The sequence below is a fragment of the Pseudomonas sp. ZL2 genome, assembly GCF_054788455.1.
On record NZ_JBGOGX010000005.1, the window covers coordinates 85,931 to 100,081 of the forward strand.

Sequence of the window (14,151 nt, forward strand, 5' to 3'; positions counted from 1 at the left end):
CATGGCCCAGCCGCTGGACTATCGCACCCTCGAAGCTGCCGCCACCTGGTACGTGCAGCTCAACGCCGCGCCGCCCAGCGATGCGCAGTTGCAGGCCTGGCAAGACTGGCTGGGCAAGAGCCAGGCCCATGCCCAGGCCTGGGCGCGGGTAGAAAAGCTGCAGCGTCAGTTGGGACGACTGCCGGCCGATGTCGCCCTGCCGGCCCTGGCCGGTGTGCGCGCCCGGCGCCGCGCCGTACTCAAGACCCTGGCCCTGCTCATGGCCGTCGGTGCAACCGGCTGGGCCGTACGGGAAAGCACCCCGGGCCAGGCCTGGATGGCCGAGTTGCGCACCGGCAAGGGCCAGCGCCGCCAGGTACGCCTCGCCGACGGCAGCCAGCTCGAACTCAACACCGACAGCGCTGTGGATATCCGCTACGACGGCCAGCAACGCCTGCTGCGCCTTTACAGCGGTGAAATCATGGTGCAGACCGCACGCGATAGTGCGGCTCGCCCGTTCATTGTCGAAACTGCCGAAGGCCGGGTGCGCGCCCTGGGCACGCGCTTCAACGTCCGTAGCGACAACGGCCTGAGCCGCGTCAGCGTGCTCGAGCATGCGGTTGAAGTACGCCCGCTCGACCAGCCGCTGCTGATGCTGCGCCTGGAGACCGGACAAAGCGTCAGCTTCGACCGCACGCAGATTGCTGCCGCCAGCACCGCCCTGCCCGGCACCGGAGCCTGGACCCAGGGCATGCTGACCGTGATCGAATGGCGCCTGGGCGACTTCATCAGTGAACTGCGCCGCTACCGCCCCGGCGTGCTGCGCTGTGCCGAGAGCATTGCCGACCTGCGCCTGTCCGGCGCCTTTCGTATCGACGACACCGACACCGTCCTGGAAAACCTTGGCGTGTCGTTGCCGGTCAGGGTGCGTTACATGACCCGCTACTGGGTCAGCATTGAAGCAGTCTGAAGAAATTTCACACAAAGGGTTGCCGATTTTCATTCTCATTCGGCTACGCAGTTAAAGCGGCAAATTTCGACCGCCCCTCTGCCCAGCCAATCGAAGGAAATCCTGCATGACCCCGACTTGTCCGCGCGCACCCCGCCCTCTGGTTCGCGCTGTCCACCTGGCGCTGTTCGGCATGACCCTGGCGCCTTTGCCGCTGCTCGCGCTGCTGCCTGCCCAGGCCATGGCGCAGAGCGCCAGCACGCAATTCCAGATCGCCCCGGGCCCGCTGGGCACCACTCTGAGCCTGTTCGCCACCCGCGCCAACATTACCCTGTCGTTCGATGCCCGCCAGACTCAGGGCCAGCAGTCGGCCGGCCTGCAGGGCAACTATTCGGTGGAAGAAGGCCTGGCCCGTCTGCTCAGCGGTACCGGCCTGCAGGCTCAGCGTCAGTCCAACGGCGGCTACGTATTGGTGCCGGCCAACACCGGCGCAGCGATGGAACTGGGCGCCACCAGCATCAACGCCCAGGGTCTGGGTGAAACCACCGAGGGCACCCATTCCTACACCACGGCGGCGACCCGTACCGCGACCAAGCTGCCGCTGTCGATCCGCGAAACACCGCAAACCATCACCGTGGTCACCCGCCAGCAGATGGACGACCAGGGCGCCCAGAGCATTTCCGATGTACTGCGCAACACCCCCGGCGTGTCGGCGCAAACCTATGACAGCGACCGCACCGAGTTCACCAGCCGCGGCCTGGTGATCACCAACTACCAGTACGACGGCGTCAACACCGTGTATGACGGTGTGTATGGCGAAGGCACCGCCCACGTCGACATGGCCATCTACGACCGGGTGGAAGTGCTCAAGGGCGCCACCGGCCTGATGACCGGCTCCGGCGACCCGTCGGCCACGGTCAACCTGATCCGCAAAAAACCGACCGCGCAGTTCCAGGGTTCGCTGACCGGCAGTGCCGGCAGCTGGGATAACTACCGTGGCGAAGTCGATGTCTCCGGCCCGATCAACAGCAGCGGCAGCGTGCGCGGGCGCTTCGTCAGCGCCCAGCAGGACAAGAAGGGCTACCAGGACCACTACCAGCAGAGCAAAGAGGTGTACTACGGCATCCTCGAAGCCGACATCACCCCGGACACCCTGCTGACCGTCGGCATCGACCAGCAGACCACCACCCCGCGTGGCAGCTCCTGGACCGGTAACCCGGTGTATTACACCGACGGCGGCCGCACGGACTTCTCACGCTCGTTCAACCCGGGCGCCGACTGGAGCCGCCGCGACTTCCAGAACCGTACCTACTTCGCCTCGCTGGAGCAGGCGCTGGCCAACGACTGGTCGCTCAAACTCACCGTCAACCAGCTGCAAAGCGACCACGACACCCGCCTGGCCTCGGCCAGTGGCGGTGCGCCGGATCGCAATGGCGATGGCATGTCGTTCTTCTGGGGCCGCTGGGAAGGCCATCGGGTGCAGAACAGCGCCGACCTCAACCTCTCGGGCCCGTTCACCCTGTTCGGTCGCCAGCATGACCTGGTCGTCGGTCTGGACACCAACCATTCGCGCCAGACTGGCGCCACCTGGGACACCAGCGAGTTTGCCATGGTGCCCGGCAGCATCTTTGACTGGGACGGCCACATCGGCGTGCCGGACTTCCCGAAAAACGGCAAGTACGAACAGAAAAAGAGCCAGAACGGCGCCTACATCGCTACCCGCCTGCACCCGACCGACGACCTCTCGGTGATACTCGGCACCCGGGTCAGCACCTTCAAGTACGACGACAACTACGACTACGACGGCCTCAACCCGACCTTCCAGGACAGCCAGTCCGGCTACAAGCAACATGGCGTGGTCACCCCGTACGCCGGTGTCGTCTATGACCTCGACGACACCTACTCGGTGTACGCCAGCTACACCTCGATCTACCAGCCACAGAGCAACAAGGACAGCAATGGCGCGACCCTTGATCCGGTCGAAGGCGACAGCTACGAAACCGGCCTCAAGGCGGCCTACTTCGACGGCAAGCTCAACGCCAGCCTGGCGCTGTTCCGCATCGAGCAGGACAACGTCGCCGAGTCGATCGGCACCAACCCTGCGACCAACGAGGGCATCTACAAGGCCACCAGTGGCGCCACCACCCAGGGCATCGAGCTGGAAATCGCCGGCGAACTGCAGGAAGGCTGGAACCTCTCGGCAGGCTACACCTACGCACGCTCGCGCGATGCCGACGAGCAGCGCATCTATGGCTTCCCGATGAGCACCAGCAAGCCTGAGCACCTGGTGCGGATGTTCACCACCTACCGTTTGCCGGGGGTGCTGGATAAAGTGACCGTGGGCGGGGGAATCAACTGGCAGAGCGCGTTCTACGGCAAGATCTACAATCGCTCGGTGAACGACTACACCTTCATCAAGCAAGGCGGCTACACCCTGGTCGACCTGATGACCCGCTACCAGTACAACGAACAGTTGAGCTTCACAGTCAATGCCAACAACGTGTTCGACAAGCGCTACCTGAGCGGGCTGGGCAACTTCGATACCACCTACTACGGTGATCCGCGCAATGTGATGCTGACCACGCGCTGGGAGTTCTGAGTAAGGTGTGAGGGCCTCATCGCTGGCGAGCCAGCTCCCACAAGGACCGCGTGCAGCCCACCTGTGGGAGCCGGCCTTGCCAGCTATTGGTCGAGCATCACCTGCAGCGCACGACAATCCGCCGCATGCCAGTCGGCCAGTTCCGGCCAGGGATTGTCCGGCAGGTTGACCAGAATCGTCCGCGCCCCCGCCGCCCGGCCGCAATCCAGGTCAAAGCGATAATCGCCGACCATGACCATCTCGGTCGGCGCCACGTCCCAGGCTTCGGCCAGCTTCAACAAGCCACCCGGGTGTGGTTTGGGCGGTGCTTCATCGCGACCGACGATGTGCTCGACGGCAAAGCAGTCAGCCAGGCCGATGGCCTCCAGAGTGATATGCGCCAGCTCACGGGCATTGCGGGTGAGGATGCCCAACCGACAACCACGCGCCGCCAGGTCGCGGACCAGCTCCACGGCGCCGGTAGCCGGGCGCGAGCCGATCGCCAGCTCACGCTCATGTTCCAGCAGCCAGGCGTGCTTGGCGGCGGCCTCGGCGGCCGGCAAAGCCGCCAGGTGGGTAAGGATGTCGTGCGTCTGCGGAATCTCCAGCGCCTCCTTGATCGCCGCAAAATCGTGCACGGCGACGGTCAGGGTACCGTCCATGTCGAACACCCAGTGGCGAATCTGCTGCAGGCTCATTGCCAATCCTTGCGATGACGAATCAGGCCTTCCTGGCACGACGAGGCCACTAGATGCCCGGCCTGGTTGTAGATGTTGCCGCGGGCAAAACCACGGGCATTGCCGGCCCACGGGCTGTCCATGGCGTACAGCAGCCACTGGTCGGCGCGCAGGTTGCCGTGGAACCACAGCGCGTGGTCGAGGCTGGCAATCTGCATGTCTTTCTGCCACACCGATTTGCCATGGGGCAGCAGCGAAGTGGTCAGCAGGCCGAAGTCCGAGGCGTAGGCGAGCATGTACTTGTGCAGCGCCGGCACATCCGGCAGGTTGCCATCGGCGCGGAACCAGACGTACTTCACCGGCTCGCCCGGCTTGGGGTTGAACGGGTCCTCGGCGGTCACCGGGCGCATTTCGATCGGCTTGGCGCAGAGCATCTTGTCGCGGATGGCTTCAGGCAGGCGATCGGCCATGCCCTTGGCCAGCTCGACTTCCGACGGCAGGTTCTCCGGGCCGACCACATTGGGCATCTGGCTCTGGTGCTCGAAACCTTCTTCGTCGTACTGGAACGAGGCGCTGCAGGTGAAGATGGTCTTGCCCTTCTGGATCGCGGTCACCCGCCGGGTGCTGAAACTGCCGCCATCGCGCACGCGGTCGACCGAATAGACCACCGGCATGCTGGCATCGCCCGGGCGCAGGAAGTAACCGTGCAGCGAGTGCACATGACGCGCCTCTTCGACCGTCTGGCTGGCCGCCGACAGCGACTGGCCCAGTACCTGTCCACCGTACAGCTGCCGAAAGCCCAGGTCCTGGCTTCGCCCGCGGAACAGGTTTTCCTCGATCGATTCCAGGCTCAACAGGTCAACCAGATCGTCCAACACGTGGCTCATTCAAGATTCTCCAAGGCAATGCGCAACTGCTGCAAATAATACAGGGTTTGTCATTGCCAGCCCGTATGTTCTGCAATTCAGCCGCGCAGGGTAGCTTGCCACTGGGCGCGGTCGATGCGGTACAGCACGTGCGGGCGCAGGGGGTGGCCAGGCTCTAGCTTGGGGTGTTCGAAGCTGCCTGCCAGGTCCTGCTGCATGCCGATGGCCTGCATGACTTTCTGCGACGCCAGGTTGCTTTGCGTGGTGAACGACACCACCTGCTCCAGGCCCAGTTGAGCGAAGGCGCAGCGCAGGCTGGTCCAGGCTGCTTCACTGGCAAACCCCAGCCCCCAGTGACGCCGGGCCAGGCGCCAGCCGATCTCCACCGCTGGGGCGAAGTCGGCGTCAAAACTAACATTGAGCAGGCCGGTCATGCCGATGAAAGCGCCGGTATCCTTGCGTTCCAGGGCCCATAGGCCATAGCCGTATTCATTGAAGTGACCGCGGATCCGGCCGATCAGCGCGGCGCTCTCGACCCGGGTCAACGGCGCAGGAAAGTAGCGCATGACCATAGGGTCGGCGCACATGGCGGCGAACTCGGCGAGGTCGTCATCCTGCCATTGGCGCAACTGCAGCCGCGCGCTTTCAAGTTGCAGTATCGGGGTCATGCTCGGCTCCTTATCCACAGCCTGCAGTTTACAGCGTAGGCTGTTCATCGGCTGCTGGCGCTTCAGTGCTGGTAGCACAACAAGGCAAGGAGCTGGCAAGATCGATTCCTGCTCTGACCAAGACCCTGCCATGCCCCTGCCGCTGATCTATCACGACGACTACAGCCCGGCGTTCCCCGCCGAGCACCGCTTTCCGATGGACAAGTTCCGCCTGTTGCGCGATCACCTGGTCGCCAGCGGCCTGACCACGGATGCGGCGCTGCTACGCCCGGAAATCTGCCCCAACGATATCCTCGCCCTGGCCCACGACCGCGCCTACATCGAGCGCTACATGCATGGCGAGCTGTCGCGTGAAGACCAGCGCCGCCTCGGCCTGCCCTGGAGCGAAGCCCTGGCGCGGCGTACCGTGCGTGCGGTCGGCGGCTCGCTGCTGGCCGCCGAGCAGGCGCTGGAGCACGGCATCGCCTGCCATTTGGCGGGAGGTACCCATCATGCCCATTACGATCACCCGGCCGGTTTCTGCATCTTCAATGACCTGGCAGTGATCAGCCATTACCTGCTGGAAGCCGGGCGGGTGCACAAGGTGCTGATCTTCGATTGCGACGTGCACCAGGGCGACGGTACCGCGCGCATCCTCCACGACACCGCGGATGCCATCACCGTGTCGCTGCATTGCGAGCAGAACTTCCCGGCGCGCAAGGCTGAAAGCGACTGGGACATTCCGCTGCCGCGCGGCATGGGTGACCAGGCTTACCTGAAGGTGGTGGATGACGCGCTCAACTACCTGCTGCCGCTGTATCGCCCTGACCTGGTGCTGTACGACGCCGGCGTCGACGTGCACAAGGACGACGCCCTGGGGTATCTGCAACTCACCGATGAAGGCGTCGCCGCGCGTGACGAAAGCGTGCTGCGCCACTGCCTGGGGCGTGACATCCCGGTGGTCGGCGTGATTGGCGGAGGCTACAGCAAGGACCGCGAGGCCCTCGCCCGCCGTCACGGGATACTGCACCACAGCGCCAGTCGCGTGCTGGGTTACTCACAATGACTGTGGAACCGCCTGTGGATAACCTGCTGGAAACCCCCTCAAGGCCTTTAACCACCTGGCCTTGAGGCTGCTGTTCATTTTTTGATCAGTGTTTCCGGGCGGCCCGCTAAGGTAGAATGCCGGCTCTTTTTCCCAGCTTGCAGCCGACCATGACCGACACCCGCCCCACCGACCGCCCACACGTTGCCATTATCGGAGGCGGGCCGGCCGGGTTGATGGCCGCCGAAGTGCTGAGCCAGGCCGGGGTCGCCGTCGAGCTGTACGACGCCATGCCCTCGGTGGGCCGCAAGTTCCTCCTGGCCGGGGTCGGTGGCATGAACATCACCCATTCCGAGCCTTACCCGGCGTTCATCGCCCGCTATGCCGAACGCACGAATGAAGTTGCCCGCCTGCTCGAAGGCTTCGATGCCGACGTGCTGCGCCAGTGGATTCACGACCTGGGTATCGAAACCTTCGTCGGCAGTTCCGGCCGGGTCTTCCCCCGCGACATGAAAGCCGCGCCGCTGCTACGCGCCTGGCTCAAGCGCCTGCGCGACGCCGGAGTAGTTATCCACACCCGCCATCGCTGGCTGGGCTGGAACGCCGAAGGAGCCTTGCGGATCGCTTATCCACAGGGCGAACTGGCGCTCAAGCCGACGGCCACCGTGCTGGCGCTGGGCGGCGGCAGCTGGGCGCGGTTGGGCTCGGATGCAGCCTGGCTGCCCTGGCTGCAAGCGCAAGGCGTGCAGATTGCGCCGTTGCAGGCGGCCAACAGTGGCTTCGAGGTCGAGGGCTGGAGCGCTGTGCTCAAGGACAAGTTTGCCGGCGCGCCGCTGAAGAATATCGCCCTGAGCCTTGCAGGCCATGCACCGCGCCTGGGAGAGTGCGTGCTCACCGCACAAGGGCTGGAAGGCAGCCTGGTATACGCCTGGTCGGCGCAGATTCGCGAGGCGATCAACCGCGATGGCAGCGCCAGGGTACTGATCGACCTGCTGCCCAACCGGCCTGTGGATAAAATCCAGCAGGCCCTGGCCAAGCCGCGGGGTTCACGCTCGATGGCCAAGCATCTGCACAGTCAACTGGGGCTGGACGGGGTCAAGGCAGCGCTGTTGCGCGAGCAGACCGATCAGCAGACCTTTGCCGAACCGGCGTTGCTGGCGCAAGCGATCAAGGCCTTGCCGGTCACCCTGGTGCGCCCTCGCCCGCTGGATGAAGCGATCAGCAGTGCCGGTGGGGTGACCTTCGAAGCGCTGGATGAACGCTTGATGCTCAAGCAGATGCCCGGCGTGTTCTGTGCCGGCGAGATGCTCGACTGGGAGGCGCCGACGGGCGGCTATCTGCTGACGGCCTGTTTTGCCAGTGGGCGCAAGGCGGGGTTGGGGTTGCTGGAGTGGCTCAAGGCCTAAGGGAAGGCTTCGCCTTCCATCGCCGGCAAGTCCGGCTCCCACAGGTTATCGCTGCCCTCTGTAGGAGCGGGCTTGACCCGCGATGGCGTACTCAAGGCTTGCGCTTGCGCGGCCCGGTGTTGAAAGTCGGCACCTTGCGCACCGGCTTGGCCTGCGGCGCCGCCGCTGGCGTTTCAGCGCTGTCCAGCCAACGCCCGAGGCTGCGTTTGCTGCTGTTCTCCTTGGGCTTCTTCGGCTTTTTCGGCTTCTTCAGCACCTGGCCATTGGCGTCGGTCATCGGCACCTTGTGGTCCGGAGTGAAGTCCGGCTCTTCATGGCGCGGCAAGGTCTTGCGGGTCAGGGTTTCAATCGCCGACAGCAGTTGAACCTCGTCGGCACACACCAGCGAAATCGCCTCACCACTGTTGCCCTTGCGCCCGGTACGGCCGATGCGGTGGATGTAATCCTCGGCCACGATCGGCAGGTCGAAGTTGACCACCAGCGGCAGGTCGTCGATATCCAGCCCGCGCGCCGCCACATCGGTGGCTACCAGAATCTGGATCTCGCGCGCCTTGAAGCTGTCCAGTGCACGCTGGCGAGTGGCCTGAGGCTTGTCGCCGTGGATACCGTCGGCGTTGACACCCTGGCCACGCAGGCGCTCGACCAACTGGTCAACGCCATTACGGGTTTTGGCAAACACCAGCACCTGCTTCCAGCGCTGTTTGCGCATCAGGTGACTGAACAGCTCTGGCTTGCGCTTCTTGTCCACCGGCACGATCCACTGCTTAACGGTGCTGGCGGTGACGTTGCGCGGGCTGACTTCAATGCTCAACGGATCATTGAGGGTTTGTGCGGCCAGTTGGCGGATCTCGTCGGAGAAAGTTGCCGAGAACAGCAGGGTTTGCCGGCGTGCCGGCAAGGCGGCGTACACCGCGCGCAGCTCTTCGGCAAAACCGAGGTCGAGCATGCGGTCCGCTTCATCGAGCACCAGCGCCTGCAGCTGGTTGAACTTCACCGCGTTCTGGCGGAACAGGTCGAGCAAACGGCCGGGGGTGGCCACCAGCAGGTCGATACCCTTGCGCAGCTTCATCATCTGCGGGTTGATGCTGACGCCGCCATACACCGCGTAGGTACTCAGTGGCAGGTGCTCGGCGTAGTCGCGAATGTTGGCGTGTACCTGTTCGGCCAGTTCGCGGGTCGGCACCAGCACCAGCGCGCGTACCGAGTTGCTGGCGACCTTGGCCCCTTCCAGGGTCAGGCGCTGCAACAGCGGCAGGGCAAAACCTGCGGTCTTGCCGGTGCCGGTCTGGGCGGCAGCCATCAGGTCGCGGCCGGCCAGTACGGCAGGAATGGCCTGGGCCTGGACCGGGGTCGGGGTGTTGTAGTCCAGGCGCTCGAGCGCGCGCAGCAAGGGTTCGATCAGGCCGAGTTTGGCGAAAGTCATGGCAATACCGTCAGGGGAATTCAGCAATGGCGGCAGTTTACCTTGTTCAGGCCCGGCGCGTGCCCCTGTCGGTATCAGCCTGGCGGTTGAAAGCGTACCTTGAGCAGACGATCGACACCTTCCCCCAGATAGAACGAAAAGGGCCTGCCGCTCTGGTAGGCAACCGCTCGACAAGCGTCGAATGCCTCGGGGTCGTTGCGGATGAAGTACATGTAAGGCTGATACCTGACGGTGCCAATCGAGCCGAACTCGAACACCAGACGGTCTACAGTGTCCGGGCGGTCGATGCGTACCCGCATACCGCCCATCTCCAGACGTTCGAGCAACTGCTGATCATCGAAAAATAGCTGCGCCGGCGCCTGGACTTGCTCACCGCTGGCCATGCGCAACTTCATTTCGCCGCGCAGGTCGCTGCCACTGACATCGAACTCGGTCACCTCGAAGGGCAACGCTGCCTGCAGCCTGGCATTGGCCTCACAGATCATATCGGCCTGCGGCTTTTGCGCAGTCGCCTGCTCTTTGCGTCGCAACTGCACATCGATTCCAGAGCGAAAACTGAAGTGCAGTGGCAGCGACACCTCACCGAGTGCGACGATCTCCCTGGGCGCCGGGCCGAAGTCATAAACACCCAGGCCCAGCTTTCGCGCCTGGCGCATGTCGACCATCAGCCGGCCACTGAGCCGGGCCGCTTCACGAGCGGGCTCGAATGACTCGAACAACGCCTGCAGATCCTGGCGCTGCCTGGCATTCAGGGCATCATCGGCAAAGCGCAGCTGCAGTGCCCGCCGGCTGTCGGGATCGAGCACCAGGTCGATCTTTTGTGTATCGATCTGCTGCGTAGCGATGATCTGCTGCAGCGCCTGGACATAGCGCGGGTCGATTTCGTCGCTGGCGCTGGTGCGGGTAACCGACTCCTGAAAATACAGGGTCATGAAGGTGCTTCGGTCGTCGCGCAACATGACCATGCATACCGCGACCACTGCCACGCAACCCACGATCTTCACTGCCGTCCTGGCAAAACGTCCTTTCATTTACAGAGTTCACCTTCCACTTCGCCAACGGGTTTGGCCTTTTCAACTGCCGGTCGGCGCCACTGCGGCACACCGATCAACACCACGGCGCCAATGATAACCGCCATTGCCACGCATTCCTCGAAACCGATCTGTTCGCCGGCAAAAACGATCCCCAGCAGCACCGCCACTGCCGGGTTGACGTAGGCATAGCTGGTGGCTGCGGCCGGACGCACGTGCTTGAGCAGGTACATGTAGGCGCTGAAGGCCAGGATCGAGCCAAAGAACACCAGGTAGGCCAGCGCCCCCCAGCCGGCGGCGGTGGGCATCTGGGTCATGCGTTCGCCGCTCAACGCGCTGCCGAGCAGCAAGACCACGCCACCAACGAGCATTTCCGCGGCACTGGCCATCGGCCCCTGGGGCAGCGGCAGGCTTTTGCTCCATACCGAGCCGAAGGCCCAGGAGGCGGCGGCAAACAGGATCAGCGCGGCACCGACGGGGCTGGCCTGCAGGTTGGAGCCGAGGTTGAGCAAGGCGATGCCAACCAGGCCGAGGACAATCCCGGCCCATTCCAGGCGAGTGTTGCGATGGCCCCAGAGCAGGCCGAACATCAAGGTGAACAGCGGCACTGTGGCCACCGCCAGCGCGGCCACACCAGAGGCCACGCCAGCGTGCTCGGCCAGGGTCACGCCACCGTTGCCACAGCTGAGCAGCAATACACCGATGACACCCGCTGCCCGCCATTGCGGCCAGGTCGGTGCCGGCACGCCGCGCCAGCGCAAAAAGCCGTAGAGCAAGGAACCGGCAATGACAAAACGCACCCCGGCCATCAGCAACGGCGGCCAGGATTCGACGCCGATGCGAATCACCAGGTAGGTCGAGCCCCAGACCAGGTACAAGGCGAGAAAGGCGCCGATCAAGACTAACGGGAAGCGACGGGAGGCAGGCATGGGGGGCTCGAATTATGGGTGTCGGGCGGTTAGTTTAGAAAGGCAGCACGGCAAACATAAGTTACAAAACCTGTTTAAACGAGCCGTACACTTTTGAAACAACGGTTATTCAGGTCTTGCACCTTTGAATCGACAATCAGCCTCTGGAAGCCCATGGACAAGTACGATCGCATGCTCCTCAGCGCCCTGCTGGACAACGGCCGCGCCTCCTTCGCCGAACTCGCGCGCAAGGTCAATCTCTCCGCCCCGGCGGTGGCCGAACGGGTGGCCAAGCTTGAAGCCAGCGGGGTGATTACCGGCTATCAGGCCAAGGTCGACCTGGAGAAAATCGGCCTGCCGATCCAGTGCGTGATCGAGCTGCGCCTGGCCAGCCATGGCAACCAGCAGACCTTTGAGGAGCTCACGCAGATCCCGCAACTGACCGAGTGCCACCGGGTGACCGGCGACCCCTGCGTGATCATGCAGGCGGCCGTGGCCTCGATGCCGGAACTGGAGGAACTGATCAACCGCATCGCCCAGTTCGGCTTCAGCAAGACTTCGATCATTCTCTCCAGCGCGGTGGAGCGGCGCCTGCCGCTGGGCCACCTGGAGCACAACGGCAAGAAGGCCTAGCGATAGTTGTTCAGCGCTTCGCCGATCTTCGCCGCGGGGACTTTCTGCAGGCTGCAGAACAACTGGTGGGAGACGCCGTTGACGCCCTGCTGGCGCAATTGCCCGGCCAGGTGCTGGGCAAGGTTGGCGGCCATTTCCGCATCGGCCATGGCCCGGTGCGCGGTGCCGGTGTCAGGCAGGCCGGCCCAACGGGTCAGGGTGCCCAATTTGTGGTTAGGCGCCGATGGCATCAGGCGCCGCGCCAGCAACATCGAACAGGCGAACCGCTGGCTGCGGCTACGGCCGATCTGTGAAAGCTCGTAGTCCCAGAATTTCTGGTCGAACGAGGCGTTGTGGGCGAGCATCGGCGTATCGCCAACGAACTCGGCCACCTCGTTCATCACCCGGGCGATCGGTGGCGCACTGCGCAGCATGGCGGTGGTGATGCCGGTCAAGCCGGCGACAAACGCCGGCACCGGCACCCCGGCATTCATCAGGCTTTGATAGCGCTCGACGATGCGCCCGCGCTCCAGCATGACCACCGCCACCTCCGTGGCCCGGCAACCGGCCCCTGGTGAAATACCGGTGGTTTCAAAGTCGATGACAGCGATACGTTCCAAAACGACAACCTCGGAAATCTTAATGCTTGAGCAGCAGGCTGCCCTCGATGGGCACATAACGGCTGGCCGCGCGAATCAGTGAATTGGCGGTCAGCCCCGGCACGCCATAGGCGACGGCCTGAATGCCGTGACGGCTGATGACCCGCTCGAGCAGCAGGTCGAAATCGCCATCGCCGGAAGCCAGCACCACCTCATCGACCCGCGCGGCGGCGTCGATCACATCGAGGGTGATGCCCACGTCCCAGTCGCCCTTGGCCGAGCCGTCGCTGCGCTGGATATAGGGTTTGAGTTTGACTGTGAAACCAAGGTTGCGCAGTATCTGTTGAAACTGCTGCTGCTTGCTGTCGCCGCGGTCGATGGCGTAGGCCACCGCTTCGACGATCTGCCCGTGCTGGCTGATGTCGGCCCACAGCGCCGCGTAGTTGAAGTGGCAACCGTAGGCCTGGCGCACGGTGTAGTAGAGGTTCTGCACATCGGCGAATACCGCGATCTTCTTCACCGCTTTTCCTCATGGCGCCACGGCGCTGTTACCGGCCGCCGCACACCGGGGCCGTTTCGGCGCCCAGTATGCCAGCCCGCGAGCCATGCGGGTAAGCGCGGTCAGACGAAGCTGTCGTCGTCACCGCCGAAGAAGCCGCCGTCATCATTGCCGTAGTCGGTGTCCATGAAGCCGCCCTGGTCATTGCCATAGCTGCCATTGTCGGCGGTCAGGCGTTGCTCGTCGTTGCTGCCCCAGCCGCCCGTGTCGCTGGCGGGCGCCGGTTCTTCCTTGATCACCTCGACCACTTCTTCAGGCTGCGAGTGGTGGTTGAACAGGCTGCTGATACCCTGGGCCAGCATCACCCCGCCGGCCACGCCAGCGGCAGTCTGCAGCGCGCCACCGAGAAAGCTGCTGGCACCACCGCGGGCCGGAGCCTGGGCGGGAGCTGCGTTGAAACCCTGCTGCTGGGCAGGTTGGTTGAATGACGGGCGCGACGGTTCGCGCCAACCGCCGCCACGGCTGGGAGTGCTGGCGGGGGCCGGGTTCTGTACCGGCTGTGGATCGCGGGTGCCACTGCCGAATATGCTCGACAAGAAGCCGCCGCCGCTGCTCGGCGCGGTCGCTGCAACCTGGGCCCTGGCCTGTTTCAGCTCGGCCTCCAGCTGTTTGTTCTGTTCGTCGAGACGCTTGAGCGCCGCTTCCTGCACCAGGATCGCCTGGGCCATGTAGTAAGGCGCCGCGGGTTGCTGCTGCAGGTGTTCGCCGATGCGCGCCTGGGCCTGGGCGTCGCGCGGCACAGCCGGGTCCTCGGCTTGCTTGAGCCGACCGAACAGGCCGTCGATCAGGGTTTGTTCTTCACTGTTCATGGGCAACCTCACTGCAAAACCGGAAAATCGAGTACGGGTAAAATGGGGTGCCGGGGCCGTAGA

The 14,151-nt window shown here is 64.2% G+C and carries 14 protein-coding genes; 5 read left to right on the forward strand and 9 right to left on the reverse strand.

Annotated features, from left to right (window positions below; all coding sequences use genetic code 11):
* The first annotated feature begins 1 nt into the window (after position 1).
* A complete protein-coding gene (locus ABM562_RS08015) occupies positions 2–949 on the forward strand; it encodes a FecR domain-containing protein (protein WP_115085198.1) in 948 nt (315 codons plus the stop codon).
* 106 nt (positions 950–1,055) lie between these two features.
* Positions 1,056–3,527 carry a TonB-dependent siderophore receptor gene (locus tag ABM562_RS08020; protein WP_460421364.1) on the forward strand — a complete coding sequence of 824 codons (2,472 nt, stop codon included), beginning with the start codon at positions 1,056–1,058 and terminating at the stop codon, positions 3,525–3,527.
* Between the two features lie 83 nt (positions 3,528–3,610).
* Here the strand turns inward: ABM562_RS08020 and ABM562_RS08025 are convergent, their stop codons facing one another.
* From ABM562_RS08025 to ABM562_RS08035, 3 genes are all read right to left on the reverse strand, one after another.
* Complete coding sequence (locus ABM562_RS08025) at positions 3,611–4,204, reverse strand: HAD family hydrolase (protein WP_115085196.1); 594 nt, start codon at positions 4,202–4,204, stop codon at positions 3,611–3,613.
* Positions 4,201–5,070 (reverse strand): acyl-CoA thioesterase II, encoded by an 870-nt coding sequence (gene tesB, locus ABM562_RS08030; protein WP_115085195.1) that lies wholly within the window; start codon positions 5,068–5,070, stop codon positions 4,201–4,203. The genes ABM562_RS08025 and tesB overlap by 4 nt, the downstream gene beginning before the upstream one ends.
* Positions 5,071–5,147: 77 nt before the next feature.
* Positions 5,148–5,717, reverse strand: coding sequence for a GNAT family N-acetyltransferase (locus ABM562_RS08035; protein WP_115085194.1), 570 nt, complete (start codon positions 5,715–5,717; stop codon positions 5,148–5,150).
* 130 nt (positions 5,718–5,847) lie between these two features.
* Between ABM562_RS08035 and ABM562_RS08040 the strand changes: the two genes are divergently transcribed.
* Together ABM562_RS08040 and ABM562_RS08045 are read left to right on the forward strand one after the other, a co-directional pair.
* A complete protein-coding gene (locus ABM562_RS08040) occupies positions 5,848–6,762 on the forward strand; it encodes a histone deacetylase family protein (protein ID WP_134061333.1) in 915 nt (304 codons plus the stop codon).
* 149 nt (positions 6,763–6,911) lie between these two features.
* On the forward strand, positions 6,912–8,147 hold the full coding sequence (locus ABM562_RS08045) for a TIGR03862 family flavoprotein (protein ID WP_460421365.1): 1,236 nt from the start codon (positions 6,912–6,914) through the stop codon (positions 8,145–8,147).
* A 91-nt stretch (positions 8,148–8,238) separates the two neighbouring features.
* Here ABM562_RS08045 and ABM562_RS08050 read toward each other — a convergent pair whose 3' ends face one another.
* The 3 genes from ABM562_RS08050 to yedA all read right to left on the reverse strand — a co-directional run bounded on the left by ABM562_RS08050 (position 8,239) and on the right by yedA (position 11,530).
* Positions 8,239–9,570 carry a DEAD/DEAH box helicase gene (locus tag ABM562_RS08050; RefSeq protein WP_115085192.1) on the reverse strand — a complete coding sequence of 444 codons (1,332 nt, stop codon included), beginning with the start codon at positions 9,568–9,570 and terminating at the stop codon, positions 8,239–8,241.
* A 74-nt stretch (positions 9,571–9,644) separates the two neighbouring features.
* Positions 9,645–10,601 carry a hypothetical protein gene (locus tag ABM562_RS08055; protein WP_233674464.1) on the reverse strand — a complete coding sequence of 319 codons (957 nt, stop codon included), beginning with the start codon at positions 10,599–10,601 and terminating at the stop codon, positions 9,645–9,647.
* The gene (yedA, locus tag ABM562_RS08060) at positions 10,598–11,530 is read right to left on the reverse strand and encodes a drug/metabolite exporter YedA (RefSeq protein ID WP_115085190.1); all 933 of its coding nucleotides are present in this window, start codon (positions 11,528–11,530) and stop codon (positions 10,598–10,600) included. The genes ABM562_RS08055 and yedA overlap by 4 nt, the downstream gene beginning before the upstream one ends.
* Positions 11,531–11,683: 153 nt before the next feature.
* On the opposite strand from yedA, the gene ABM562_RS08065 reads away from it, so the two are divergent.
* Positions 11,684–12,142 (forward strand): Lrp/AsnC family transcriptional regulator, encoded by a 459-nt coding sequence (locus tag ABM562_RS08065; RefSeq protein ID WP_115085189.1) that lies wholly within the window; start codon positions 11,684–11,686, stop codon positions 12,140–12,142.
* Here the strand turns inward: ABM562_RS08065 and ABM562_RS08070 are convergent.
* From ABM562_RS08070 to ABM562_RS08080, 3 genes are all read right to left on the reverse strand, one after another.
* Positions 12,139–12,741, reverse strand: coding sequence for a 3'-5' exonuclease (locus tag ABM562_RS08070; RefSeq protein ID WP_115085188.1), 603 nt, complete (start codon positions 12,739–12,741; stop codon positions 12,139–12,141). The two genes, ABM562_RS08065 and ABM562_RS08070, sit on opposite strands and share 4 nt — an antisense overlap.
* Positions 12,742–12,760: 19 nt before the next feature.
* Positions 12,761–13,240, reverse strand: a complete 480-nt coding sequence (locus ABM562_RS08075) for a LabA-like NYN domain-containing protein (protein ID WP_036996945.1) — start codon at positions 13,238–13,240, stop codon at positions 12,761–12,763.
* Between the two features lie 101 nt (positions 13,241–13,341).
* The gene (locus tag ABM562_RS08080; RefSeq protein ID WP_115085187.1) at positions 13,342–14,088 is read right to left on the reverse strand and encodes a DUF2076 domain-containing protein; all 747 of its coding nucleotides are present in this window, start codon (positions 14,086–14,088) and stop codon (positions 13,342–13,344) included.
* Positions 14,089–14,151: the final 63 nt, after the last annotated feature.